General features: G+C 64.2%; 26 protein-coding genes. 8 read left to right on the forward strand and 18 right to left on the reverse strand.

Annotated elements, in window-relative coordinates:
• Positions 1-11 precede the first annotated feature (11 nt).
• From ACE10Z_RS29525 to ACE10Z_RS29535, 3 genes are read right to left on the reverse strand one after another with little or no spacing between them, the layout of a single operon-like run.
• Positions 12-887, reverse strand: a complete 876-nt coding sequence (locus tag ACE10Z_RS29525; protein ID WP_375783904.1) for an SDR family NAD(P)-dependent oxidoreductase — start codon at positions 885-887, stop codon at positions 12-14.
• A gap of 3 nt (positions 888-890) precedes the next feature.
• The gene (locus tag ACE10Z_RS29530) at positions 891-1,448 is read right to left on the reverse strand and encodes a carboxymuconolactone decarboxylase family protein (RefSeq protein WP_375783905.1); all 558 of its coding nucleotides are present in this window, start codon (positions 1,446-1,448) and stop codon (positions 891-893) included.
• Complete coding sequence (locus ACE10Z_RS29535) at positions 1,426-2,127, reverse strand: TetR/AcrR family transcriptional regulator (RefSeq protein WP_375783906.1); 702 nt, start codon at positions 2,125-2,127, stop codon at positions 1,426-1,428. The genes ACE10Z_RS29530 and ACE10Z_RS29535 overlap by 23 nt, the downstream gene beginning before the upstream one ends.
• A gap of 160 nt (positions 2,128-2,287) precedes the next feature.
• Between ACE10Z_RS29535 and ACE10Z_RS29540 the strand changes: the two genes are divergently transcribed.
• From ACE10Z_RS29540 to ilvD, 3 genes are all read left to right on the forward strand, one after another.
• Positions 2,288-3,499: an ABC transporter substrate-binding protein gene (locus tag ACE10Z_RS29540; protein ID WP_375783907.1), complete on the forward strand. Its 1,212-nt coding sequence runs from the start codon at positions 2,288-2,290 to the stop codon at positions 3,497-3,499.
• A gap of 7 nt (positions 3,500-3,506) precedes the next feature.
• Entirely contained in the window at positions 3,507-4,400 is an 894-nt protein-coding gene (locus tag ACE10Z_RS29545; RefSeq protein WP_375783908.1) for an MBL fold metallo-hydrolase, read from the forward strand.
• A gap of 200 nt (positions 4,401-4,600) precedes the next feature.
• Positions 4,601-6,445, forward strand: coding sequence for a dihydroxy-acid dehydratase (ilvD, locus tag ACE10Z_RS29550; protein WP_375783909.1), 1,845 nt, complete (start codon positions 4,601-4,603; stop codon positions 6,443-6,445).
• Positions 6,446-6,555: 110 nt separating this feature from the next.
• Here ilvD and ACE10Z_RS29555 read toward each other — a convergent pair whose 3' ends face one another.
• From ACE10Z_RS29555 to ACE10Z_RS29570, 4 genes are all read right to left on the reverse strand, one after another.
• Positions 6,556-6,771 (reverse strand): hypothetical protein, encoded by a 216-nt coding sequence (locus tag ACE10Z_RS29555; protein WP_375783910.1) that lies wholly within the window; start codon positions 6,769-6,771, stop codon positions 6,556-6,558.
• A 734-nt stretch (positions 6,772-7,505) separates the two neighbouring features.
• A complete protein-coding gene (locus ACE10Z_RS29560; protein ID WP_375783911.1) occupies positions 7,506-8,555 on the reverse strand; it encodes a hydroxyacid dehydrogenase in 1,050 nt (349 codons plus the stop codon).
• 15 nt (positions 8,556-8,570) lie between these two features.
• Positions 8,571-9,467: an amidohydrolase family protein gene (locus ACE10Z_RS29565; RefSeq protein WP_375783912.1), complete on the reverse strand. Its 897-nt coding sequence runs from the start codon at positions 9,465-9,467 to the stop codon at positions 8,571-8,573.
• Between the two features lie 4 nt (positions 9,468-9,471).
• Positions 9,472-10,437, reverse strand: a complete 966-nt coding sequence (locus ACE10Z_RS29570; RefSeq protein ID WP_375783913.1) for a Bug family tripartite tricarboxylate transporter substrate binding protein — start codon at positions 10,435-10,437, stop codon at positions 9,472-9,474.
• A 186-nt stretch (positions 10,438-10,623) separates the two neighbouring features.
• Here ACE10Z_RS29570 and ACE10Z_RS29575 point away from each other — a divergent pair, with 186 nt between their 5' ends.
• The 3 genes from ACE10Z_RS29575 to tcmP all read left to right on the forward strand — a co-directional run bounded on the left by ACE10Z_RS29575 (position 10,624) and on the right by tcmP (position 13,429).
• Positions 10,624-11,199, forward strand: coding sequence for a thiamine pyrophosphate-binding protein (locus tag ACE10Z_RS29575; protein ID WP_026192548.1), 576 nt, complete (start codon positions 10,624-10,626; stop codon positions 11,197-11,199).
• An 8-nt stretch (positions 11,200-11,207) separates the two neighbouring features.
• Complete coding sequence (locus tag ACE10Z_RS29580; protein ID WP_375783914.1) at positions 11,208-11,810, forward strand: thiamine pyrophosphate-dependent enzyme; 603 nt, start codon at positions 11,208-11,210, stop codon at positions 11,808-11,810.
• A gap of 716 nt (positions 11,811-12,526) precedes the next feature.
• Complete coding sequence (gene tcmP, locus ACE10Z_RS29585) at positions 12,527-13,429, forward strand: three-Cys-motif partner protein TcmP (protein ID WP_375783915.1); 903 nt, start codon at positions 12,527-12,529, stop codon at positions 13,427-13,429.
• Here the strand turns inward: tcmP and ACE10Z_RS29590 are convergent.
• The 5 genes from ACE10Z_RS29590 to ACE10Z_RS29610 all read right to left on the reverse strand — a co-directional run bounded on the left by ACE10Z_RS29590 (position 13,385) and on the right by ACE10Z_RS29610 (position 17,504).
• Positions 13,385-14,188, reverse strand: coding sequence for a DUF5131 family protein (locus tag ACE10Z_RS29590; protein ID WP_375783916.1), 804 nt, complete (start codon positions 14,186-14,188; stop codon positions 13,385-13,387). The two genes, tcmP and ACE10Z_RS29590, sit on opposite strands and share 45 nt — an antisense overlap.
• A 101-nt stretch (positions 14,189-14,289) precedes the next feature.
• The gene (locus ACE10Z_RS29595; protein ID WP_375783917.1) at positions 14,290-15,351 is read right to left on the reverse strand and encodes a ketopantoate reductase family protein; all 1,062 of its coding nucleotides are present in this window, start codon (positions 15,349-15,351) and stop codon (positions 14,290-14,292) included.
• Between the two features lie 199 nt (positions 15,352-15,550).
• Entirely contained in the window at positions 15,551-15,943 is a 393-nt protein-coding gene (locus ACE10Z_RS29600) for a DUF1236 domain-containing protein (protein WP_375783918.1), read from the reverse strand.
• A gap of 217 nt (positions 15,944-16,160) precedes the next feature.
• Positions 16,161-16,943, reverse strand: coding sequence for an NYN domain-containing protein (locus tag ACE10Z_RS29605; protein WP_375783919.1), 783 nt, complete (start codon positions 16,941-16,943; stop codon positions 16,161-16,163).
• A 153-nt stretch (positions 16,944-17,096) separates the two neighbouring features.
• Positions 17,097-17,504 (reverse strand): hypothetical protein, encoded by a 408-nt coding sequence (locus ACE10Z_RS29610; protein ID WP_173641891.1) that lies wholly within the window; start codon positions 17,502-17,504, stop codon positions 17,097-17,099.
• A 365-nt stretch (positions 17,505-17,869) separates the two neighbouring features.
• On the opposite strand from ACE10Z_RS29610, the gene ACE10Z_RS29615 reads away from it, so the two are divergent.
• Positions 17,870-19,282, forward strand: a complete 1,413-nt coding sequence (locus ACE10Z_RS29615; protein ID WP_375783920.1) for an MFS transporter — start codon at positions 17,870-17,872, stop codon at positions 19,280-19,282.
• 116 nt (positions 19,283-19,398) lie between these two features.
• Complete coding sequence (locus ACE10Z_RS29620) at positions 19,399-20,157, forward strand: GntR family transcriptional regulator (protein ID WP_375783921.1); 759 nt, start codon at positions 19,399-19,401, stop codon at positions 20,155-20,157.
• Between the two features lie 106 nt (positions 20,158-20,263).
• Here the strand turns inward: ACE10Z_RS29620 and ACE10Z_RS29625 are convergent, their stop codons facing one another.
• The 6 genes from ACE10Z_RS29625 to ACE10Z_RS29650 all read right to left on the reverse strand — a co-directional run bounded on the left by ACE10Z_RS29625 (position 20,264) and on the right by ACE10Z_RS29650 (position 25,505).
• Positions 20,264-21,373 carry a Zn-dependent alcohol dehydrogenase gene (locus tag ACE10Z_RS29625; protein WP_375783922.1) on the reverse strand — a complete coding sequence of 370 codons (1,110 nt, stop codon included), beginning with the start codon at positions 21,371-21,373 and terminating at the stop codon, positions 20,264-20,266.
• Positions 21,374-21,406: 33 nt separating this feature from the next.
• Positions 21,407-21,715 carry a DUF6166 domain-containing protein gene (locus ACE10Z_RS29630; protein ID WP_375783923.1) on the reverse strand — a complete coding sequence of 103 codons (309 nt, stop codon included), beginning with the start codon at positions 21,713-21,715 and terminating at the stop codon, positions 21,407-21,409.
• 28 nt (positions 21,716-21,743) lie between these two features.
• A complete protein-coding gene (locus ACE10Z_RS29635; protein WP_375783924.1) occupies positions 21,744-21,941 on the reverse strand; it encodes a hypothetical protein in 198 nt (65 codons plus the stop codon).
• A gap of 12 nt (positions 21,942-21,953) precedes the next feature.
• Entirely contained in the window at positions 21,954-22,331 is a 378-nt protein-coding gene (locus tag ACE10Z_RS29640; protein WP_375783925.1) for a hypothetical protein, read from the reverse strand.
• The gene (locus ACE10Z_RS29645; protein WP_375783926.1) at positions 22,318-23,115 is read right to left on the reverse strand and encodes a sterol desaturase family protein; all 798 of its coding nucleotides are present in this window, start codon (positions 23,113-23,115) and stop codon (positions 22,318-22,320) included. The genes ACE10Z_RS29640 and ACE10Z_RS29645 overlap by 14 nt, the downstream gene beginning before the upstream one ends.
• A gap of 260 nt (positions 23,116-23,375) precedes the next feature.
• The gene (locus tag ACE10Z_RS29650; RefSeq protein WP_375783927.1) at positions 23,376-25,505 is read right to left on the reverse strand and encodes an acetate--CoA ligase family protein; all 2,130 of its coding nucleotides are present in this window, start codon (positions 25,503-25,505) and stop codon (positions 23,376-23,378) included.
• Positions 25,506-25,659: the final 154 nt, after the last annotated feature.

Raw genomic sequence — 25,659 nt, forward strand, 5'->3', positions numbered from 1 at the left:
CGGCGCCTCGCTCACATTCCGCTCAGGCCGCTGTCGACCGCGAGCGTCTGCGCGGTGACGTAGACGCTTTCATCCGACATGAAGAACAGCACCGCATAGGCGATCTCCCACGCCGTCGCCTGGCGGCCGAACGGAACCTGGCTCTTGCCGCGCGACGGCCGTCCCGCACCGGCCTCGCGGCCGTTCGGCGTGTCGACCAGCCCGGGATAGACCAGGTTGGCGCGGATGCCGCGCCGCGCGCCGGTATGCGCGATGTTGCGCATCAGGCCGCCGAGCGCGGCCTTGGAGGAATCATACACCGCCATCTGCGATCCCGCCTTCAGCGCCGCGATCGACGAGATGAAGACGATCGAGCCGCCATCGGCGAACTTGGGCAACGCGGCACGGCAGCACAGCATCGGGCCGCGAACATTGACGTCGTAGATCCTGTTCCATTCCTCCGCGCTGACATTGTCGAGCCCGGTCTTGCCGAAGGTGCCGATGTTCAGCACCATGCCGTCGAGCCCGCCCATGGTGTGGTGCGCCTCGGCGGTCATCCTGACGACGTCGGCTTCATTGGTGACGTCGGCAGCGATCGCGAAGGCGCGGCCGCCGTCATCGGCGATGCGCGCGACCGTATCCTCGGCGGAGGCACGGTTGAGGTCGGCGACCGCGACATGCGCGCCCTCGCGCGCGAACAGCAGGCTCATGGCGCGGCCGTTGCCGATCGGGTCGGTCGCGGCATCGAACACGCGCTGGCCGCCGCCGACCACCAGGATGCGGCGGCCGTTGAGGCGTCCCCTGCCCGGCGCGGTGCCTGACGATTCCGCGCTCGGCGGACGGACATAGCGCTCCGGCTTCGTGTCTTGCGAGGTCTCTTGCTTGGCCTCTTGCGAAGTCTCCGACATCCATCAACCCCGCTTCTTGCCGCCCTCATAGACGGCCATGCCGGCGGCCGGATCGAGATCGGTCTCGGTCGCCTCCGTCAGCCGCGCCATCATCATGTAGAAGCCGAGCGTGACGATCGCCTCGACGATCTCCTGATCGCCGAAATGCTCGCGCACGCCGGCAAAGGCCGCCTCGCCGACACGGACCTTCTCGACCACCTCGCGGCCGAACCCGAGCAGCGCACGCTCGGCCGCGTTGAGCGCGGCATCATCGTAATTGCCGCGCTCGACGGCATCGATCTGCGCCTGGGTGACACCGACACCGAGCGCGATCGGCACATGCTGCCGCCACTCGTAGGCGCCGCCCTCGAGCTGCGCGGCCTGCAGGATCAGAAGCTCACGGTTGACCGCCGACAGCTTCTGCTTGTGCAAGATCGAGTTGCCGAGCCGCATCAGGGGCATCGCATTGGCGTCGGCATGGGCCATCATGCGGAAGATGTTGAGCTTGACCGGCATGCGGTCGAACGCCGCGCGGATGTCTCCGCTGGTCGTCTCCGGATCAATCAGGGGCAGCCTTGCCACGCGTCTCTCCCTTTTTTCGTTGTTTCTTGTCCGATGTGTCTGCGTCCCTTGCCGCAATCAGCGACAGGAAGAACGCGAGATAGCGGTCGATCGCCTCGATCACCTTCGGTCGCGGCGAGGCCTGCGCGCCCATCACATAATGTTCGAGCCTGACATAGATCAGGCCGGCCGCGAACAGCCGCGCCGCCTCGCGCGGGTCTGAGGTCGAGATCAGTCCGGCGAGCGCGAAGCCGCGGAAGTAGTCCGTCATCAGGCTTTGCTCGCGCGCATAGAAATGGTCGGCGAACTTGGCGCGGATACCGGGCACACGGTTGCGCTCGGCGGTGATGACCTTCTGGAACTGATGCTCGCGCGGATCCGACCATTGTTCGACGAGGTCGAGCGCGAACTGGCGGCAGAAAGCGCCCGGCTGCCGCGCGAGCTGCCGGTAGCGCGGCGCCTCGAGCCGGTCGGCCGAACTCGCCGGACCGTGCTCGCTGACGATCGCCTCGAGGATCGCGGCCTTGCCCGGAAAATGATTGTAGAGGCTGCTCTCGCGGATGCCGACGCGGCGTGCGAGCTCGCGCATCGAGGCGCCGCCATAGCCGCTTTGCGCGAACAGGCTGAGCGCCTCGCTGAGGATGCGCTCGCGGGTGGAGGTCACGACCGCTTCGGCCGCGCTGGATGTGGAAGCCGCCATGGCGCCTTGACTAACGAACGATCGTTCGCTAGTCAACCGTACGAACGATCGTTCGTCTGTAAGCGGCGGTCGCGGCCCGCAAGCCGCGCAAGCGGCGGGCGAAGTATTCGCGTTTCAACTCCGCCCGAAGAGGCGGAGAGCAATCTGGGGAGATTCCGTCATGGCGCGCCTCGTTCGCTCTCATTTGCGCGCGGCCCTTTTGCTGCTGCCGCTGATCGCCGCCGGCGCTGCCCGAGCCGAGAGCGCGAAATATGACTCAGGCGCCGACGACAAGACGATCAAGATCGGAACCACCGCGCCGCTGTCCGGCCCCGTCTCGGCGTTCGCGCAAATCGCGAAATCGGCGGAGGCCTATTTCCGCAAGGTGAATGACGAGGGCGGCGTCAACGGCCGGCGGATCCAGATGATGATCGCCGACGACGCTTACAGCCCGCCGAAAACGGTGGAGCAGACGCGTCGCCTGGTCGAGAGCGACGAGGTGCTGTTGATCTTCGGCGGCGTCGGCACGCCGACCAACAGCGCCGTGCACAAATATCTCAACGACAGGAAGGTGCCGCAGCTCTTCCTCGGCTCGGGCGCGGCGAAGTGGGACGATCCGAAGAACTTTCCGTGGACCGTCGGCTGGCAGCCGACCTATCGCGACGAGGCGATCGCCTACGCCAAATACATCAAGGCGAGCCACCCGAACGCCAGGGTCGGTGTGCTCTATCAGAACGATGACCTCGGCAAGGACTATCTAAGAGCGCTGGAGGAAGGCCTCGGCAGCACCGAGGCGGTCGTGGCGCGAGCGCCCTACGAGACCACCACCCCCACCGTCGATACGCAAATCCTGCTGCTCAAGAGCAGCGGCGCCGACGTCGTGCTGGTCGCGGCGACGCCAAAATTCGCGGCGCAGGCGATCCGCAAGATCGGCGAGATCGGGTGGAAGCCGACCACCATCATCTCCAACGTCTCGGCCTCGATCAGCGGCGTGCTCGAACCCGCCGGGAAGGACAATTCCACCGGCGTGATCTCGAGCCAGTACCTGAAAGACTCGACCGACCCGGCGCTGAAGGACGACGCCGGCTACAAGGAATGGGTCGCCTTCATGGACAAGTATCTGCCCGACGCCAACAAGAGCGACTGGCTCAATGTCTACGGCTACACCATCGCGCAGACGCTGGTCGCGGTGCTGAAGGCCGCCGGCAACGACCTTACCCGCGCCAATGTGATGAAGCAGGCGACCAGCATCAGGGATCTGCATCTGCCGATGCTGATCAACGGCACCGCGGTCAGCAATTCGCCGGAGCACTACACGCCCATGACCAGCCTGCAACTGATCCGCTACAACGGCACGCGCTGGGTGCCGTTCGGCGACCTCATCAAGGACTGAGCACCGCATGCGCCAGATCACCATCGGCAGCATGCGCATCGACCGCCTGGTCGAAATCCCCTCGCTTGCCTTCGACAAGACATGGCTGTTCGCCAATGTCACCGACGAGGTGATCGCCGCGAACCGAAGCTGGCTCGATCACCGCTATATCGAGCCGGAGACCGGCCGCTTCATCCTGAGCCACCACTCCTATCTGGTGCGGACGCCGCGCTGGACCGCTGTCGTCGACACCTGCTGCGGCAATCACAAGCCGCGTCCGCGCGTGCCGGCCTGGAACAATCTCAACCAGCCCTATCTGGACAACATGGCCGCGCTCGGCGTGCGGCCCGAACAGGTCGACTTCGTGATGTGCACGCATCTGCACGTCGACCATGTCGGTTGGAACACGCGGCTGATCAACGGGCGCTGGGTGCCGACCTTTCCGAAGGCACGCTATCTGATGGGACGCACCGAGTTCCGGCACTGGGAGGCCGCGCACCGGGCGAACCCGCCGACGCCGGTCAATCACGGCTCGTTCGAGGATTCGGTGCTGCCGGTCGTCGCGGCCGGGCAGGCGGAATTCGTCGAGACCGATCACCTGCTGTTCGACGACCGTGACGCGGGCCTGCGATTTGCGCCGGCGCCGGGCCACACCGCCGGCAACATGCAGATCCATCTCAACGGCGGCGGCGATCATGCCGTGATGTCGGGCGACGTGATCCATCATCCGATCCAGTGCGCGGAGCCGTGGCTGTCGAATGCCGCCGATGTCGATCCCGCGGCGGCGCTCGCCACCCGCGTGGCGCTGCTGGAGCAATTGGCGGACACGCCGAGCTATCTGCTGACCGGGCACTTCCCAGCCCCGACCGCAGGCCGAGTGATCAGGCACGGCGAGGCCTTCAGGTTCAGGTTCGAGGATTGAGCCTGTGAGACAATCGGATCGAGAGGGCGCCGAGCCGCAGCCCGTCTCCTGCGTGCCGTCGCCACAGAGGCCGCGATAGAAGTCGAATTGCGGGGTTCAGCCATGCGGTTCCGCGCTTGAATCGGCTGCTGCGGGCGGGCATAAGGGCTGCCATCTCCCTAAAAAGCGCCCATAGCCCAAGGATTTGAGAAGGATTTACGATGCCCGCCTATCGCTCCCGCACAACCACCCACGGCCGCAACATGGCGGGTGCACGCGGCCTGTGGCGCGCCACCGGCATGAAGAACGAGGATTTCGGCAAGCCGATCATCGCGGTGGTCAACTCCTTCACCCAGTTCGTGCCCGGACATGTGCATCTGCAGAACCTCGGCCAGCTCGTCGCACGCGAGATCGAGAAGGCCGGCGGCGTCGCCAAGGAATTCAATACCATTGCGGTCGATGACGGCATCGCGATGGGCCATGACGGCATGCTCTACAGCCTGCCCTCGCGCGAATTGATCGCCGACAGCGTCGAATACATGGTCAATGCGCATTGCGCCGACGCGATGGTCTGCATCTCCAACTGCGACAAGATCACCCCCGGCATGCTGATGGCGACGCTGCGCCTCAACATCCCGACCGTGTTCGTCTCGGGCGGCCCGATGGAATCCGGCAAGATCCTGCTCAAGGGCAAGAAGCGCGCGGTCGACCTGATCGACGCGATGGTCGCGGCCGCCGACTCCAACGTGTCGGACGAAGAGGTCGAGGTGATCGAGCGCTCGGCCTGCCCGACCTGCGGCTCCTGCTCCGGCATGTTCACCGCCAATTCGATGAACTGCCTGACCGAGGCGCTGGGCCTCGCGCTGCCCGGCAACGGCTCGGTGCTGGCGACCCATGCCGACCGCAAGAGCCTGTTCGTCGAGGCTGGCCATCTGATCGTCGATCTCGCCCGCCGCTATTACGAGCAGGACGACGCCAGGGTGCTGCCGCGCAACATCGCGAACTTCAAGTCGTTCGAGAACGCGATGACGCTCGACATCGCGATGGGTGGCTCGACCAACACCGTGCTGCATCTGCTCGCCGCCGCGCGCGAGGGCGAAGTGCCGTTCACGATGGCCGACATCGACCGACTGTCGCGCAAGGTGCCGGTGCTGTGCAAGGTCGCGCCATCGGTGCAGGACGTCCACATGGAGGACGTGCATCACGCCGGCGGCATCATGGCGATCCTCGGCGAGCTCGACCGCGCCAGGCTGCTCACGACCGATGGACCGACCGTGCACGCCGCGACGCTGGACGACGCGCTGAACCGCTGGGACGTGGTGCGGACCACGAGCGACAAGGTGCGTAATTTCTACCGCGCCGCGCCGGGCGGCGTGCCGACCCAGGAAGCCTTCAGCCAGGACCGCCGCTTCGACGACGTCGATGTCGATCGCGCCGAGGGCGTCATCCGCAACGCCGAGCACGCCTATTCCAAGGACGGCGGTCTCGCCGTGCTGTTCGGCAACCTCGCCGAGGACGGCTGCATCGTGAAGACCGCGGGCGTCGATCAGAGCATCCTGAAGTTCTCGGGCCCGGCCCGCATCTTCGAGAGCCAGGACGCCTCGGTCGACGCCATCCTCACCAACAAGGTGAAGGCCGGCGATGTCGTGCTGATCCGCTATGAAGGTCCGCGCGGCGGTCCGGGCATGCAGGAGATGCTCTACCCGACCAGCTATCTGAAGTCGAAGGGCCTCGGAAAGGCCTGCGCGCTGATCACCGACGGCCGCTTCTCCGGCGGATCGTCCGGCCTGTCGATCGGGCACGTCTCGCCGGAAGCCGCCGAAGGCGGCCTGATCGGCCTGGTCGAGGAAGGCGACATCATCGAGTTCGACATCCCGAACCGCAAGGTCAACCTCAAGGTCGACGATGCCGAACTGAAGCGCCGCCGCGCGGCGATGGAAGCCAAGGGCAATGCGGCGTGGAAGCCGGCGGCGCCGCGCAAGCGCGCCGTCTCGACCGCGCTGAAGGCCTATGCGGCGTTCGCAAGCAGCGCGGCGAAGGGTGCGGTACGCATCCTGCCGGAGTAATCGGCCCACGCGTTTTCGAGCGAAGCGGATACCGGTTCGCGTACGGAAACGCCTCAAAACAAAAATCCAGAGCCCCGTTCCGATTCAATCGGAACGGGGCTCTGGACGCGTCAGGTCATCTGCAAGTCGGCCGCCTCGATCCGGATGCGGTCGGCATGCAACGACCAGTCGCACAGCGATTGTTCCTGGCAGAATTTGACCTTGGCCATCTCGGTGGCCTGGCCTTCGCTCGAGGCGTCGATCTCGAGCGCGCCCTGGCAGACCTCGCGCTCGCGGCCGTTGCCGCCGAGCACGTCCTTCATGAAATGAACGACGAAGCGTGACATGGAACCCTCCCTGCTGCGCCGGCAGAGCCCGGGGGTACCACGTTAGCACTAACGCGAAATGGGAGTGAGTTAATTCGACGCGCGGCTGAGCGCTGCGCAGCGCTGGAAAACTATGCGCCGGCCTGGGGCAGGCTTGCGGCAGCGATCGCGACGATCTGCGCAAGACGGCGGCCGATCCTGGCGGGAGCTGCACGGAGGTATGACTGGACCTGTCGCATGACGCATCTTCCTTCCGTGCCCGCAATGGTCGGGCACAGACCGAAGATGGCGATATCGGGCTAAGCCGTCGATATCTCAGGGAAAATAACAACGGACGCGTTGTGAGGCGGTGCTTTGGCAGTGGGTTTATTGCCTCGATCGAGGCTACGACGAAGGAGATTTTCTCCGGTGTTTTTGCACGCGCAACAACACTCGCACGACTGGCCATTTGCGTGAGGCACGCGCTGGCGGGACAGTTCCCTCCGCCCTTGCGGTCTCTCTCCCCGCAAGGCCCGGCGCTTGCACGATTTCTGAATATTGGAAATCTACCCCTGAGTTGCCCGACGCGTCAAGTTGCCTGGTCGAACGTGCCTGGTCGAACGTGCCTGGTCGAACGCCGGCGGCCGCCAGCTTCTTTGCATGGGGTTGTTTTCGATATTTTGACCGCGCGCAGCCGCGGCCCCCGCAAAGGGGGGCCTGGCCAGCGTGTTCACCTCACCTGGCTGACTTCATCGTCGACAGCAATGACCGTCGACCTATCCAGGCATGAACCCGAACGCCTTCTCGAACCTTCTGGCATAAACCGGCCAGACCTCGGGATTGATAATGCGCGGCGGACGCTTGCCGTCGAGGGCATCGAGGATCTGCTCGGCCGCGATCCGGCCCATGTTGATGCGCGCCTCGCGGGTGACGCCGGCGGTGTGCGGGCTCGCCAGCACATTGTCGAACTGCAAGAGCGGATGATCCGGCGGCGGCGGTTCCTTGGCCCAGACGTCGAGGCCTGCGCCGGCGATGCGCTTCTCTCGCAATGCCTCTTCCAATGCTTTCTCGTCATGGATAAAGCCGCGCGCGGTGGTAACGAAATAGGCGTGCGGCTGCATCAGCGCGAATTCGCGCGCGCCGATCATGCCTCGGCTCTTGCTGTCCAGCGGACAGGAGATCGAGACGAAATCCGCGCGGCGCAGGAGATCGTCGAGCTCGACCTTCTCCCCGCCCCGCTTCGCCATCTCCTCGGCCGTGAGATATGGATCGTAGGCGATCACCTTCATGTGCAAGAGGCCCTTGCACAGCTCGGCGATGCGGCGGCCGACATTGCCGAGGCCGACGATGCCGACGGTCTTCTCGTTCAGCTCGTTGCCGATCAGGTCGTTACGGTTGACGTTGGCCTCGCGCCGCAGCCTGCGGTCGGACTGGATGATCCGCTTCGACAGCGTCAGCATCATGCCGAGCGCGTGCTCGGCGACCGAATTGGCGTTGCCGCCGGACTGGTTGACCACAAGCACGCCGGCGTTCGTGCAGGCATCGACGTCGACGGGATCGAAGCCGGCACCGTTCGAGGACACGATCAACAGGTTCGGCGCGCGCTTCAGCAGTTCGGCATGGGCATGGAAGTGCGGCGCCAACTCGTCGCGCGCCGCGCCGATCTGATAGGCATGCGCGTCGGCGAGGACAGGCGCGAACGCCGCCTCCGGCGTCTCGTTCTCCAGACGATCGAGCCGGACATCCGGCCGCTTCTTCAGGATATCGACGTAGATCTCGTGGGCGAGGTACTTGACGTAGAACACGCGCTTGTTGTTGACGGTCATGTCGTGGGGCAGCTCTCAGTTTGGGAAGCCATAGAGTCGTGCGGGATTGTCGACCAGGATGCGGTGTCGGGTCACAGCGTCCGGCGTCCACTCCTGGAACAGCGTCAGCAGATGGCCAGCATCGGGCATTTCGCCCTCGACGCGCGGATGCGGCCAGTCGCCGCCCCACACCAGCTGTTCGGAGTTGGCGGCGACGAGCGCCTCGTGGAACGGCCGCGCATCCGGATAATCGGGCGCCCGCCGGCTCAGGCGATGCGCACCTGACAGCTTGGCCCAGCACCAGCCCTCGCCGACCGCACGCAGCAGGCTTTGAAAGCCCGCGGTATTGATGCCGGCGGCAGCATCGGTGCGGCCCATGTGATCGACCACGACCGGCAGGCCCAGCGCCTTCAGCGTCGGGATCGTGTCAGGCAGATCCTTCACGTCGATCCAGAGCTGCAGATGCCAGCCGAGTTCGGCCATCACGGCCGCGTGCGTCTCGGCAACGCTCAAGGGGACGCCGCCGCGATAGTGCAACTGCCCGCCACGAAAGAAATGGTTGAAGCGCAAGCCGCGCACGCCGAGCACATGCCATTGCCGCAGCGTGCCCGCCGCCACATCGGCATCGGCTACCGCGACGCCGCGCAGCCGCGCCGGCTCGCGCTGCAGCGCGTCCAGCATCGCCGAATTGTCGTGGCCATGCGCGCTGCCCTGCACCAGCACACCGCGGGTGAAACCGAGCGCATCGAGCATGCCGAGATAGGTCGCGAGCGGCGCGTCGGGCGGCGTGTAGCTGCGATCGGCGGCATAGGGGAAACGGTCGGCCGGACCGAACACATGCGCGTGTGTGTCGCAGGCCTTTGGCGGCAGCTTCTCTGCCGGCGGCGTCACCGGACGCGGCGGCAGGCAGGCGGGAATCCCGGACGCAGCCATCTTCCTACTCCGCCTTCATACCGGCGGCCTTTATGACAGGCCCCCATTTGTCATAGTCGGCCTTGATCTTGGCGGCGAATTGCTCCGGCGTCGAGCCGATCGGGATCGCGCCGAGCTTGCCGAGACGCTCCTTCACGGCTTCCGTGTTCACGGCCGCGACAAAATCATGCGAAATCTTCGCAACGAGATCCGCGGGCATGTTGCCCGGTCCGAGCAGGCCCCACCACACCTCGGTGTCGTAGCCCGGCACGGCCTCGGACATGCTGGGCACATCTGGCAGGAACGGCGCGCGCGACCCCGTCGTCACCGCTAGCGCGCGGACCGTGCCGGCCTGCAACTGCCCGACCGATTCCGGTCCATTGTTGAACGACATCGGAATTTGTCCGCCGAGCAGATCGTTGATCGCGGGCGCGCCGCCCTTGTAGGGGATCGGGTTGAGATCGACCTTCGCAAGGCTGTTGAGCAACTCGCCTGCCAGATGGGTCGAGGTGCCGTTGCCGGCATGGGCAAACGACAGGCTGCCGGGCTTCGCTTTCGCCGCGGCGATGACGTCACTGACCGACTTGAACGGCGAGTCCGCGCGCACCAGCAGCACGTTCGGCGATGACGCGAGCAGCGAGATCGGAGAGAAATCCTTGAACGTGTCGTAGGGCAGCTTTGGATAGAGGAACGGATTGGTGGCGTGGCCGCTCGCCACCATGATCAAATTGTAGCCATCAGGCGCGGAGCTTGCGATCGCCTGCGAGGCGATCACGCCGCCGGCGCCAGGCCGGTTCTCGACCACGATCGACTGCGTCCAGGTCTTTGACACGGCTTCGGCGAGCGTCCGCGTCAGCACGTCGACGCCGCCGCCGGGCGGATAGGGAACGAGAATATGAACGGCCTTTGCCGGGTATGGCTGCGCGGACGCAAGGCCGGCCATCACCATAGCCGCTGCCGCAATCGCGGTCCGCCAGACCCATCCGGCCATCGACGCCTCCCGTCCCGTTATCGTTCCGTCCCTTTGTCGTTACCGCCTGTATCGCACGCCGGTTCGGCGCTGCGATGGCCGAATTCCGCAGGTCACGTTGCGGGCGTGACATGTTGACAATCGCATGGTCAGCGTCAAGTTTCGAGCGGCAAGCGGCCATCAGCGTCGCGCGAGAGGGAGAACAGGATGGCGGCCGCGGAACAAGCCTCGTCCAAGGATAAAGCCAAGGATAAGTCCCAGGATGCGGCGACCACCTGGCACGGCATCGTGCTCCAGACGCTGAAGCGGAACGAGATCAAGCTGGTGCCCTACGTGCCCGACCGGGTGCTGACCACGCTGATCAAGGACTTGCACGCCGATCCCTATTTCACGACGTTTCCGACTGCGCGCGAGGAAGAGGCCGTCGGCATCGTCTCGGGCGCCTGGATGGCCGGCACGCGCGGCGCGGTGCTGATGCAGACCTCGGGCTTTGCCACGCTCGCCAACGTGCTGGCCTCGCTCGCGGTGCCCTACCAGATCCCGCTGATCATGTTCGTCTCCGAGCGCGGCACGCTCGGCGAGTTCAACTACGGCCAGGCGCTCGTGTGCCGCACCATGCGCCCGGTGCTGGATTCGCTGGCGATGGAACATCACACCATCACCCGGCTCGACGAGCTCGAATTCATCGCCGACCGCTCGATCAAGCAGGCCGTCACCACCCAGGCGCCGGTGGCGCTGATCCTCTCGCCGCTGCTGACCGGCGGCAAGACCTTCGACAAGTGAGATCAGCCATGACCAGCACACACGCGCGCAACACCAAGGTGATGAACCGCTTCGATCTCACCCAGCGCCTCGTCAGCAAATTGAAGGACGAGGCCGTGATCGGCGGCATCGGCAACACCAACTTTGATCTTTGGGCCGCCGGCCATCGCCCGCAGAATTTCTACATGCTGGGCAGCATGGGACTTGCGTTTCCGATCGCGCTCGGCGTCGCCCTGGCGCAGCCCAAGCGCCGCGTGTTCGCGCTGGAAGGCGATGGCTCGCTCTTGATGCAGCTCGGCTGCCTCTCGACCATCGCGACGCTGGCGCCAACCAATCTCACAATGGTGGTGATGGACAACGGCATCTACCAGATCACGGGCAGCCAGCCGACGCCGGCGGCAGGCCATACCGATATCGTCGCGGTCGCGCTCGCCAGCGGGATTGCGAACAGCTCCTGGGCCGCCGACGAAGACGATTTCGAGCGGCTGATCGAGCAGTCGAAACAGGCCTCCAGCCCGACCCTCATCGGCGTCCGCATAGACGACAAGCCCGGCACCGGCACCACCCGCCGCGACCCCGTGCAAATCCGCGAGCGCTTCATGCACGGGATGGGGGTAAGGCAGCTGCTGTAGGCCGGTACAGCAAGCAAAACCGCAGCGCAATTGCGGACTATTGAACTTGCTAAAGTATAGTTGCACTCGCGCTCTAGTTGCGGTTAGCTCGCCGTATAGCTGGGGGCTTTTCCATGATCAACGGTTTAGCGCGGCACCCGCCGCGACGACTTTGTACGACATCACAACAGCTAATCTCCGAAGACCTCGAGTTCTGCTCATCGTGAAACCGACCCAAGAGCGTTTGGTTTGCTACGATGCGACGATGAGGATCGAGAAAACTTCCAGCGCAACACGCCCATCGATGCCTCAAGCCGGCGTCAAGCCTCAGCTCGAGATATCACCTTGAGATGCCTTGGTTGGCACCGTTAACGAACCTATGAAGGACCGCGGTATGGGATCCTTGTCGATTTGGCACTGGGTGGTAGTCATCCTCATGTTCGCAAGCCCCGTCATGGGGATTATTCGGGGCGTCCAGAACAGCAGCGCCATTCATGCGATCCTTTCAGCCTTCATCCCTCTATATGGACTCTTCTATTTCTTCCTAGCACGTGGCCCTAGGTAGCTGTTGAAATATGTCCAATTGGATCGCAACAAACAGGAACTGGTTGCTGATCGTTGGTGTCGCGCTTGCTGCTCAATGGGAAATCAGGAAAGTACATCGCCGCATCGATGCAATCATCGAACTTCTCAAACGGCGCGGGATCGACATTTACCGGAGCGATTAGGCAATTTGCATGTCGATCGAGCATGAATTTGGCGGACAACATACCGAAATAAAGCTGTCCATAGTAGACGGCTATCTACGCGCCTATGTGACCGCTTTGCGGTCCAAATTTAAGCATCTCTGGTACATCGATGCGTTCGCCGGCACGGGCGGCCGTACTGTCCGCACCGAAGCTCGCGGTGGCGACCTAGTGGAGAGTCCTGCTCCAGAGGCAATCGAGCAGCGGCGTGGATCAGCGCAAATTGCCCTAGATGTCACGCCGCCTTTTGATTTTCTATTCTTTATCGAGAACAACCCGAACCATGCAGTTGCCCACCACGAGCTCGCTGCAAAGCACCTTCAAAGAAAGATCGTTGTCGCAGAAGATGACGCGAACGCAGCTTTGAAAGCGCTCGTCGCGGCGAACAAATGGCATGACAAGCGCGGCGTTGTTTTTCTCGACCCTTATGGAATGGAAGTAGAATGGTCGACGCTACAAGCGCTGGCCTCTACTGAAGCAATCGATGTCTGGTTTCTTTTTCCTCTTGCTGGATTGTATCGCCAAGCCGCGCGGCGTCTCGTAGATATTGACGCGTCCAAGCGATCCGCTCTTACGAAGATGTTTGGCTCGGATAGCTGGGAGAAAGAACTCTATCCTATAGCAAGCGAACCAGACATGTTTGGCGACTTTCCCGAACGACGACGCCAGCTCGATCCGCGCGGCCTGGAGCGCTACGTACAGGCGCACCTATCACAGATCTTCGGCCACGTACTCACGCCGCTGGCGCTGCCGGTCGACAAGAATCCGCAAATGTTTTCGTTGTTTCTGTGCATATCGAACCGATCTCCGGAGGCAATCGGCCTTGCCAAAAGGATCGGTAATTATCTCTTAGAACCCAAGCGGCATCGCATCGTAAGTTCGACCATGAAGTAGTCGGCCGGCCGCCTTCTTATTCTTCCCGCCCCATTGCTTGAAGAAAAACGCGGCATCCGAGCCATCGCATTGGACACGGAGCGATTCCACCCAGGTTGGATCCATCGGCCGAGCTCGAGGCCCGCTTTCGCCCCCGACGATTACCCAATCGAGCGGCGGGCGCCTGCTGCTGCATGCACCGACACGCTCCTTGCGACCGCGAATATAACTACGAATGTTTAGTGGGCCGAGCAATGGTTCAGCCGAGATAAATCGTACCGCGGCGGGCGCCGTGAGCAGGAGGGGAATGCGCTCATCAGCTTCCTTCTGACGCTCCGTCGACACGCCGAGCCAAACGTTGGGTAGTGGCTTTTGCTGATGCACAGCGAGGTAATCATGCAGTCGCTGCGCACGCTTCGTTAGCACTTGAAAAGTGTGATGGCTGGCTTCGCCCATGATGCCAAAGACCCGATCGATCCATGCATCCGGGCAATCTTCATGAAAGAGGTCACTCATCGAATTGACAAAGTAGGTGGTCGGTCGCCGGCGGCGCAGAGGTGCCGCAATCAGATCGTCAGGAGCTAGAGATAGTTTCCCAGTCCAAATCGCCCTTCCCTTCACGCGCTCGGTTGTGCCGTCATAGTGCGGCGCCGTGCCCATTGCCTCGATACGCGCAGCCATTCGCATAGCATAGCAGTTGGTGCAGCCGGGCGTAGCGATGGAGCATCCGACGATTGGATTCCAGGTCGACTCCGTCCACTCGATCGATGTTTCGCCCATGTGTCGCTCCTTGCGGGAAGCTACCCTGGAGGGTCACGGTAAATATTCCTTATACTCATTGATTTTGCTTGTCACGCATGGCGCCGAGGAAAGCCCCTGACTCAATTCAACCTCAACTCCGTGATGTGCCGCGGATCCGGCGCGAGCTCGCCGCGTTCGACGCGCTTGACGATATCTGTCAGCGCGGCGTTGGCATTGCAGGCGAGGCCGAGCTTCTCGCCCTCGCGCACCACGAAACCGTTGAGAAATTCGATCTCGGTGCGGCGGCCCTTCTGCATGTCCTGGCCCATCGAGGGGCGCTGCGCCGATGAGGTGCGCCTGGCATCCTTGAAGCGTTGCTCGTCACAGGCGCGGATCGCGGCCTCATCGCCCTCGCCGGCCCGCGCGATGGTTTCGGGCGGCAGGTGCAGGATCTCCTCCAGCTGATAGCCCTGCGCCTGGCCGACTCGAATCGCCTCGCTGCCGAGCCGCGTCGAGAAGCGGCGCAGCGGTTCGCTTTGCAGCACCTCGCCACCGGGCAGACCGGTGCAGGCCGACAGCCCGTTGCCCATGACGTTGGCGACGAGCTTGGACCAGCGCTCGCCCCAGAGATTGGAGGTGACCTTGGCGCTGTCGGAGTAGCCGACCAGCCGGCAAACCTCCTCGGCCCGCGCGGTGATGCGGCCATGCACCTCGCCGGCGCGAAACACGGTGTGCGCGGCGCCGCCCTTGCCGGCGCCGCGGTGGATATGGCCGGGCTCGGGCAGATTGACGGTGATGCTGCTTGCGATGCAGCCGAGCGTCTTGCCCCAGCCGAGGATGCCGGCGATGGTTTCCTCATTCATGCAGTTCTGCAGCGACACGACATAACCGTCGGCCGCCAGATATTGCCGGATCAGCATGGTCGCCCAGGCGGTGTCGTAGGACTTCATGCAGACGAAGGCGATGTCGACGGGCTTTTCCTTGGCCAGCTGCTGCGCGTCGGTGACATCAAGCGCGCGCACCGGCACCGAGAATTCTGCCACGTCCATCGCATGCGTGACGCGCAGTCCGTGCTTGCGCATGTGCTCGACATGCTCGGGCCATGGATCGATGAAGGTGACGTCCTCACCCGCCTGCACCATATGCGCACCGGCGTAGCCGCCAACCGCACCCGCGCCGACGATCGCGATCTTCCGACCCATGTTTCCACCCTGCCCTTGATTGAAGCGGCCGCTGGCTGCGTCCGCCGATTGCGGACCAGTCTAGGGGATCGGGCCGTCAGGCCAACCGCTCGCTTCATGAAAAAAGCGGGCCTGTGCCATGCCGGTATTCATGGGACCAAGAAAATCCCCGCGGGCGATTTGCCCGCGAGGTTCCTCGCAATTGGCCATATCGGTGCGATCAGTCGATGATCTTGACGATCCGTCGGGTGCGCGGCTCGACGATCACGCGGCGATCGTTGACGATCGCGTAGCGATACTCGGTGTAGCGCGGCACCGGGCGAAGCACGACGGTATCGGGCAGCGGCTCGCCGACCACGACGCGCTCGCGCACCACGACAGACGGTTCGTCGCGCGGGATCGATGTGATCACCGCATTCGGAATCTCGAGGCCGGCGCCGACCGCAGCACCAACGGTGCCGCCGACGATCTCGCCAACCGGGCCTGCGATCTCGCCACCGGTCCGCGCGCCGTCCGCGGCGCCCGCCGCAGTCGTGGACTGTGCGAAGGCCGAGCCGGACGCGAGCAGCGACGCAGCAGCAACAACAAGGGAAACAGCGAAACGCTGGTTCATGATTCTCCTCCTCCGAGCGATGAGACGCCCCGTCAACATCGCTGGGAACGAGACGTTCCAGTTCCAACGCGGCAACTTGCGCGCAAATTCCAGTTCCGCAGCAACTCGCTTCGGTTCCGGCACAAACGAAAATGCTGTTCCGGATATTGTCCAAAGCAGCATTCATCGTTGGTTCAGATTCAGAGATGGTTCAGAGCAGGAGCGCGCTGCGCGCCGTTCATTCCGGCGGTTTTTGATCGGCTCGTCGTCTTGGCGTTCGCCGTCTTGGCGGCGGTGCGGTCGCCTGCTTGATGCGGATTCGCGTCGTCCCGCCCTTGGGCTGCTCGATCTCGAACGCGTTTGTCCTGCGCACCAGCTCGCTCAGGGTGCGGAAGCCGTACGTCCTTTGATCGAAATCCGACGCCAGATTGGCCAGCTGCCGTCCGACCTCGCCAAGCGTCACCCAGCCGTCTTCGCTGGCCATCTGGCCGATCACCTTCTTGAGGATGGGCGTGGCCGCATCGGGCGGCTGCAACGGCTGGGCACGCACGGCCGCATCCTGATTGCTCGTCACGCCGCCGCGCAAATTCTCGGTATAGACGAACCTGCGGCAGGCCTGCCGAAAACTCTCCGGCGTCTTCTGCTCGCCGAACCCGAACACGTCGATGCCATGCTCGCGGATGCGGGCGGCAAGCCGGGTGAAATCGCTGTCCGACGACACCAGGCAGAATCCATCGAACCGGCCGCTGTGCAGCAGGTCCATCGCGTCGATCACCAGGGTGATGTCGGATGCATTCTTGCCGGTCGTATAGGCGAATTGCTGCTGCGGGATGATGGCGTGCTTGGACAGAATGTCGGCCCAGCCCTTGGACCTTGGATTGGAGAAGTCGCCGTAGATGCGGCGCACGCTGGCCTCGCCGATCTTGGCGATCTCCTCGAACAGCCCATCGGCGATCCTAGCAGATGCATTGTCGGCGTCGATCAGGACCGCCAGACGGGGCGAACGGAGTTCGGAAGGCATGGCTTCTCTCTGCTGGGGTACGATGGATCAAGATGCGCGGACAGTCCCGAAACCGGCGCAGCCGCCGCATCGGAGCACATCGCGCGTCCCAGGCATAGAGCAAGCGGCCACCGGACGGACTTCCGCCGCCATGGCAGCGGTCGCCGCTGCAGGTCAGAGCACCTCGCCCATATCGATCGCGCGCCTGGCGAACTCGATGGCCTTCTCGGCGGTGATCGCATCCGCAGTCGTCGTCGCCTCGTCGCGCACCGACGGCGGAGAAGCGATGCGGATCTTCTTGCCGTTCGACCGGCGGATCGTCGCGCGCCAGCGATCGACATCGCGCCGGTAGGCATCGATCACAAAATCCCGATAGGTGACGCCGCTCATGAGCGGCTGAAGGGACGCCGCTTCGAGACCGGCCGGCCGGCTTGCGACATCGCGCACCATCTCGACGATCATCTCGACGGCATGCTCACGCGCGGCACCGGTCGCGTCCCTGAGCAGATAACTCACCGCCGCGCCGATCTGCGCCCTTGCGCGATCGTCGCTCGCAAAATCCAAATCGACCTGAACTGACATGATGGGGAAAACGCCTCCTCCGGACGCAACACCGGATACCTCCAGGCGTCCGGCACATTGCAACCACGAGACCTTTAGTCGGCCTCCCATTAAAGCCGGATTATCGGACAGGCCCCGATTTATCGAATGCCGTTAACCGGGCTTTGATGCCGCTTCGGAAGATGTCCGGAGCAGCATCGAACGTCGATCAGGTCACAGCAGGCCCGCGGCGCGCGCCGGTTTGTCCCCGGCCCTGTCGGGCGCCCATGCCGGTCCGCGCTGCCAGTCCGCACCTGATCACCAATTGACATATCACTGCTATCTGTGTGACATTTTATGGAACGGGCCGACAAGAGCCCGGCAACGTCCATCTGGGGAGGACAGCAATGACCGTTTCCGACGTCACCGCATCTGCCGGAAGCCGGGCTCCGGCCGCCGTCGCGCGCACCGCGCAAGCGCAGCAGGTCGCCGACATCGCGGCACGCCTCGAACGGCTGCCGCTGACCTCCTATCAGCGATGGATTTTCGGGATCATCGCAACTGCGTGGTTCTTCGACAGCATGGACCTCGCCGCACTGACCTTCGTGCTCGGCTCGATCCGCCAGACCTTCGGCCTGTCGACGGCCGAAACCGGGCTGCTGTCCAGCATGAGCTTCCTCGGCATGTTCGTCGGCGCCGCGTCCGCCGGCCTGCTGGCCGACCGTTTCGGCCGCGCCCGCGTCTTCCAGGTCAGCATGATCTTCTGGGGCTTGGGCAGCCTGTGCTGCGGTCTCTCAACGACGGCGACCGCGCTCGGCGCATCCCGCCTGCTGCTCGGCTTCGGCATGGGCATGGAGTTTCCGGTCGCGCAGTCGATGGTCTCGGAGATCATGCCGGCCCGCAACCGCGGCCGCTACATCGCGTTCCTCGAAGGGTTTTGGCCGCTCGGCTTCATCGCGTCGGGCCTGTTGACCTACTTCGTGCTGCAGGCCGCCGACTGGCGCTGGGTCTTCATCCTGCAGGCGATCCCGGCCGTCTTCGTGCTCGTGGTACGGCGCTACGTTCCGGAATCGCCGCGCTGGCTCGCTTCCCACGGCTATTCCGAGCGGGCCGAAGCGACCGTACGCGACATCGAAAGCAGGGTCCGCGATCGTCTCGGCAGCAAGGAGCTGCCGCCGGTGGTACGCCAGGCTGCCGCACCCGCGTCGGAAGTGACCGGCGTGAGGACGCTTTTTTCGGGCATCTACGCCAAGCGGACCACGATGTTGTGGACCTTGTGGTTCTTCGCGCTGCTCGGATTCTACGGCCTGACCACTTGGCTCGGCGCGCTGCTGCAGGCCAAGGGATTCCCGATCACCAAATCGGTATTCTACACCATCCTGATCTCGCTCGCGGGCATCCCCGGCTTCCTGGTCTCGGCCTGGCTCGTCGAATCCTGGGGCCGCAAGGCGACGCTGGTGATGAACCTGCTCTGCGGCGCGATCGCCTGCCATTTCTACGGCTCGGCGGCGGACCAGACCCAGCTCATCATCGCCGGCCTCTGCATGCAGTTCTTCCTGTTCGGCATGTGGTCGGCGCTCTACGCCTATACGCCTGAACTGTACCCGACCCATGTCCGTGCCGCCGGAACCGGTTTTGCCTCCGCGGTCGGCCGAATCGGTTCGCTGATCGGCCCCTATGTGATCGGTGTGATCCTGCCTGCGGCGGGACAGAGCGGCGTGTTCGCACTGGGCGCCGGCGCGTTCGTGGTGGCGGCGCTGGCGGTGCTGCTGCTCGGCGAGGAAACCCGCGGCCGGACGCTGGAGAGCATTTCGCACTGATGATGCGCCGCTGTTCGCTGCATGCGGCCGGATTCGGTGCAGCGCCGATCGAGCGGCCTTGTCAGTGCCGGCAGGGCGTGTGAGATATCTGCTGTACAGCAGCACGCAAGATCCCGATGGCCGATTCGAGCAAACGATCCAGCACGGTGCGCGCCCGCGCAGCAGGAAACCGCCGGCCGGCGCGGCCATCGTCCGCTGCTGCTGGCAAGCCGCGCGCTGCTGCGCAGGCCCTGCTCCCGCAAGGCGACGTCACCCTCACCGATCGCGCCTATGCCGAGCTGGAAGAGCTGATCGTGACGCTGCAACTGCCGCCCGGCACCGCGCTCTCCGAGCTCGTGCTCGCCAAGCGGCTCGACATCGGCCGGACCCCGATCCGCGAGGCGTTGCAGCGGCTGTCGCGCGACGGCCTCGTCAACATCCTGGCCCGTCGCGGCGTGCTGGTGTCCGAGATCGACCTGCGCGCCCAGCTCCGCCTGCTCGAGGTGCGGCGCGAGCTGGAACGGCTGATGGCGCGCGGCGCCGCCGAGCGCGCCACCACCGAGCAGCGCAAGCAATTCTCCGAGATCGCCGCCGGCATGCGCCGCGCGTCGGAAAAATCCGACGATCTGCTGTTCATGCGGCTGGATCACCAGTTCAACACCCTGATCTCGGCGGCGTCGCGCAACGAGTTCGCCTCCCGCGCCATGGGCCTGATGCACGGCCTGTCTCGCCGATTCTGGTACCAGCATTACAAGGAAGCGGCCGATCTGCCGCTCGCGGCGCGGCTGCATGCCGACGTCGCCGAAGCCGTCGCGGAGCGCCGTGTCGATGCTGCGGGCGCGGCCTCCGACAGCCTGATCGACTACATCGAAAGCTTTGCGCGTTCGACGCTGTGAGCGCTTGAGATCATGATGCGATTGGATGAAATCGCATCATGATCTCATCTCTTTGTTTGAGCATGATCTCTTCGGAAAACCGGGCTCCACTTTTCCGGATCATGCTCTAGAACTCGACGACCGTGCGGATCGAGCGGCCGCGCCGCAGCGCCTCGAAGCCGTCATTGATGCCGTCGAGGGTGCAGCGGCCGGTGATCAGTTCGTCGAGCTTGAGCCGGCCGTCGAGATAGGCCTGCGCCAGCAAGGGGAAGTCGCGCCGCGGCCGCGCGCCGCCGTAGCTCGAGCGGCGAAATCGCTTCTCGCCCATCAGCGCGCCCCAACGGAAACTCACGTCTTGCGTGACGTCGATCTTGCCGAGCCAGATCACCTCACCGCCTGGCCGCACCGCCTCCGCGGTCTGCCGAAACGCCATCGGATGGCCCGCCGCCTCGAGGATGACGTCGGCGCCTCGCCCGTGCGTCGCCTCCTTTGCGAACCGGACCGGGTCCTCGCGCGCTGCGTTGACGGCATGCGTCGCGCCGAGTTGCTGCGCCAGTGCAAGCTTTGCCTCATCGAGGTCGACCGCGATGATCGCACCGGCGCCGGCGAGCCGGGCGCCCTGCACCGCTGCCAGCCCGACCGCGCCGCAACCGGTGACCATCACGGTGTCGCCATGGCCGATGTCGGCGATGTTGAGCGCGGCGCCAACGCCGGTCATGACGCCGCAGCCGATCAGGCAGGCGCGATCGAACGGGATGTCCTTGGGCACGACGATCGCCTGCTGTGCCGGCAGCACGAGGTATTCCGAGAACGCGCCGAGAAACATCAGGTGCGCCAGGCTGCCGCCGCCCGCGAGCTGCGCCTTCGACGCGCCGTCGAAATGCACGCCTTCCGCGCCCCTGGCGAGGTAGGTCTCGCACAGGATCGGCTGCCCGCGGTCGCAGTGAAAGCAGTGCCCGCAATGCGGATTCCAGGACAGGATGACGTGATCGCCGGCGTGCACGTCACGCACCGCGTTGCCGACCTGCTCGACCACGCCGGCCGCCTCGTGCCCGAGGATCATCGGCAAGGGATAGCGCAGCGATCCGTCGATCACCTCCAGATCGGTGTGGCAGAGCCCCGCAGCGCGCACCTTCACCACGACGTCAGTCGGCATCGGTGGTGCAAGCGAAACGCGCTCGATGGAGAGCGGCGTTCCGCTCTGATGCAGCACCGCCGCGCGACAGGTCAGGGTCATCTCAAAAGGTTCTCTCGCCGGGACAGCGTGGGGTTACACCGTGCGTCCGGACCGCAGCGCCGCGACCGCCTCGTCGAGATCGGCCGAGGAGAGCTCCCATTCATTGCCGAAATTGGCGACGATGCGTCGCATGAAGCTCTCGTGCAGCGCCTTCGCAGCGGCGGCGTCGTGCAGATGATCATAGAGCAGCGCGAAGGCGAGTTGCGCCGGCTCGGGCCCCTCATAGCTCCATTCGAAACCGTGTTCAGTGAGACGGAGCTGGTCGTAATGCGGCGACAGCGGCTCGCCGTCAACCAGCACGGAAATGCCGTCGATGGTGCGGTCCCCGGCATAGCTCGCCATCGGAGTCTCCCTGCGCTGCAGCATCATGTCACGATCCCGGCGGACGCATCTTGAGGTCCTTCTTGACGACCTCGGGGAAGATCCACATCGCGACGGTAGCGAACACGCCGAGGAAGGCGATCGCGTAGCTCGGTCCCTGCTGTCCCAGATAGACCATGAAAAAATATCCGCAGGCCGCCGTGGCGAGGCACGCCAGTGACAGCATGAGCTTGATGTGGCTCGGCATCGAGACCTCCCTTCAGGTCATCCAGATGTGAAACGACGGTGCAACCGCGCCGACCAGCAGCGCCAGCGCCGCAATCATGACGCAGCAGGACAGCCGCAATCCCGCGCGTCCGTCGCGCCACCAGTCCGGCAGCGCCTGAAACAGCCCGGGCAGGAACAGGAACAGCACACCGCCCACCACAACGACGGTGGTCCAGCGCAGCTCGACGAAGGCGAACGCCAGCGTGCCGGCGAGCAGCATCGCCCATAACGCGGTCGTCATCGTCACCGGCAGAACGGCGCGTCCGCGCAGCGGATACCTCCCGGCCAGCTGCAGGAAGCCGATACAGCACACGCTCCACAGCAGGCCGAACCAGGCGAGGCCGGCAAGATTGGGCTCAAGCTGCGGCATGCGGCACCGATTGCTCTTTCACCACGACCCGCGGCGTCCGCGCCGTCCGTCGCATGTCGGTCTTCACGTAGCGCGTGCTGTAGCCGTTGAAGATGTGGCCAAGCAGTCCACGATTGAGATCGGAGGTACCGAACACATAGTCCATCACCGGGAAGGTCAGGTTCATGTTCCGCTCCATCATGATCGACTGGTTGTGATGGGCGGTATGATGCCGGCGGATGGTGTTGACGAACGGCATGTTGCGCACGAAGGCGTTTTCCTCGACGTGGCAGCAGAAATGCATGAATTCGTAGATCAGGTACATCGACGTGGTCGTGGTGATCAGCAGCCAGCCGGTATTGGCCGAGATCACGAGACCGGCAACGATCGCCGGCGGGATCGACATCAGGGTAAACACCACGAGCGCATAGGGCGGGAAGAAGGTGACGCGCCAGTCGTGATGATCGGCGAAGCGCATCTCCTCCTCGGTGAAGAACTGATGGTGCATCAAGGTGTGGCGGCTGTAGATCGCGCGCAGCAGCGGCACGTTCGACGGCCGGTGCATGACGAAGCGATGCACCGCCCATTCGAAGAAATTCGCAATCAGGAAGACCGCCGGAATGGTGAGGTATTCCCACCACTTCACGTCGTGCACATTGGCTAAATAGACGTACAGCGCGGTGAAGCCGATCGTGTAGATCAGCACGACGTGCAGCCAGCCATTGTACCAGCCCACCACGCGCTCGCGGTAGGTCGCGCGATATTTGCGCTGGCGGTCGGTCATCCCTGTTGCAGCCAACTCCATCGCGGGTCCTCCATCATTCTTATCTGACATATCAGTAGCACATCAGATGCGAAAGGCAAGCCGCCTTGGTGGGCCGGACGCGGTCGGGAAAAGGGATGGCGCGCGGAACCCGCGCAAGGCGGCCAGGAAGCCTGGGCTGGTTTTCGAACGATCGGGCCGATGCCGCCCCTTCCCGTCCACCTCGACAACGAGGCGACTCATGAAAAAAGCCGCCCCGGACAATGTCCGAGGCGGCCTCTGGTCTTCGACAGATCAGACGATCAGAGCAGACCCGCGCCGCGGGCCCACTTGTACTTGGCGCCGAGCACCTCGACCGGCAGTTCGGTCGAATAGGCGTAGGCCGGAATGCCGTTCTGGTAGAGATACTCGGCGGCTTCCTCGACCTCGACGTCGCCGGCGAGCGAGGCGACGATCGGCTTCACGAAGCCCTTCGCTTCCATCTCCTTCTTCACCTCGACCATGTTGCGCGCGAACACCATCGGCGGCGTCACGATGGTGTGCCAGTAGCCGAGGATCAACGCGTGGATGCGCTCATCGGAGAGACCGAGTTTCACCGTGTTGACGTAGGTGATCGGCGGCTCGCCGCCGGTGATATCCACAGGATTTCCGGCCGCGCCGAACGGCGGGATGAACTTGCGGAACGCCGCATCGAGATCCAGCGGCATCTGCATCAGCGACAGGCCGTTGTCGACGACGGAGTCCGAGAGCAGCACGCCGGAGCCGCCGGCACCGGTGATGATCAGGACGTTCTCGCCCTTCGGCGTCGGCAGCACCGGCACGCCGCGGGCGAACTCCAGCAGTTGCCGGAGCGAGCGCGCGCGGATCACGCCGGACTGCTTGAACACGTCCTCATAGATCTTGTCGTTGCCGGCAAGCGCGCCGGTGTGCGACGACGCCGCCTTCGCACCCGCAGAAGTGCGGCCGGCCTTCAGCACGACCACCGGCTTCTTCTTGGAGACGCGCTTGGCGGCCTCCGCGAAGGCACGGCCGTCCTTCAGGTCCTCGCAGTGCTGCGCGATCAGGTTGGTGTTGGGATCCTGCTCGAAGAAGGCGAGCAGATCGTCCTCGTCGATGTCGGACTTGTTGCCGAGGCCGACGATCGCCGACACGCCCATCTTGGCCGAGCGCGAGAAGCCGATGATCGCCATGCCGATGCCGCCCGACTGCGACGACAGCGCGGCGTGGCCCTTGACGTCATAGGCGGTGCAGAACGTGGCGCAGAGATTGGCCGGGGTATAGTAGAAGCCGTAGATGTTCGGCCCCATCAGGCGGATATTGTACTTCTTGCCGACCTCGACGATCTCGGCCTGCAATTCGGGCGCGCCGGCTTCGGCAAAGCCCGAGGGAATCAGCACCGCGCCGGGGATTTTCTTCTCGCCGCACTCGACGAGCGCGCCGGCGACGAACTTCGCCGGGATCGCGAACACTGCCGTGTCGATCACGCCGGGCACGTCCTTGACGCTCTTGTAGGCCTTGTAGCCGAGGATCTCCGCGGCCTTCGGGTGGATCGGATAGATCTCGCCCTTGTAGCCGCCGTTGATGAGGTTCTTCATCACGGAGTTGCCGATCTTGCCGTCCTCGGCGGAGGCGCCGATCACCGCGACGCCTTTCGGCTGCATGATGCGGCTCATCGCGGCGACGATTTCCTCGGTCGGACGCGGCGCCGGACGCGGCTTGTAGTCGAAGTCGACGACGATGCGGACGTCGGCGGCGATCGCGTTCTTGCTGGTGGCGAACACCGGATTGAGGTCGAGCTCGACGATCTCGGGGAAATCGCTGACCAGCTGCGACACCTTGACGATGACGTCGGCGAGCGCCTCGCGGTTGACCGCCTCGCCGCCGCGCACGCCCTTCAGCATCTCATGCGCCTGGATGCCGTCGAGCATCGACAGCGCATCGTCCTTGGTCGCGGGCGCGAGGCGGAAGGTGATGTCCTTGAGAATTTCGACCAGCACGCCGCCGAGGCCGAAGGCGACCAGCTTGCCGAACGAGCCGTCGGTGATCGAGCCGACGATCACCTCGGTGCCGCCGCCCAGCATCTGCTGGACCTGGATGCCCTCGATCTTGGCATCGGCCTTGTACTTCCTGGCGTTGGCCAGAATGGTCTCGTAGCTCTTCTCGGCGTCCGCGGCGCTCTTGACGCCGACCACGACGCCGCCGGCCTCGGTCTTGTGCAGGATGTCGGGCGAGACGATCTTCATCACCACCGGGAAGCCCATGTCGGAGGCGATCCGCGCGGCCTCGGCGGCCGACTTGGCAACGCCCTCTTTCGGCACCGGAATGCCGTAGGCGTCGCAGACCACCTTGCCTTCGGGCGCGGTGAGGCTCGTTCGCTTGTCGGCCCTGACCGCATCGAGAATTTTGCGGACCGCATCCTTCGAATTTGACATTGGCTTCCTCCTGGGACAGATTTCGTGGCATTTGGTATGCCAAAAACGTAATTGTCAAGGTCGGTCGATGCCCAAAAATACCGAAAAATATGGGCAGCTTGACATTCTGGTATTTGGCATGCCAAAAATCTAAGGTAATTTCTTCTGCTAAGAA

Source organism: Bradyrhizobium sp. Pha-3, from assembly GCF_042258615.1.
Classification (GTDB): Bacteria; Pseudomonadota; Alphaproteobacteria; order Rhizobiales; family Xanthobacteraceae; genus Bradyrhizobium.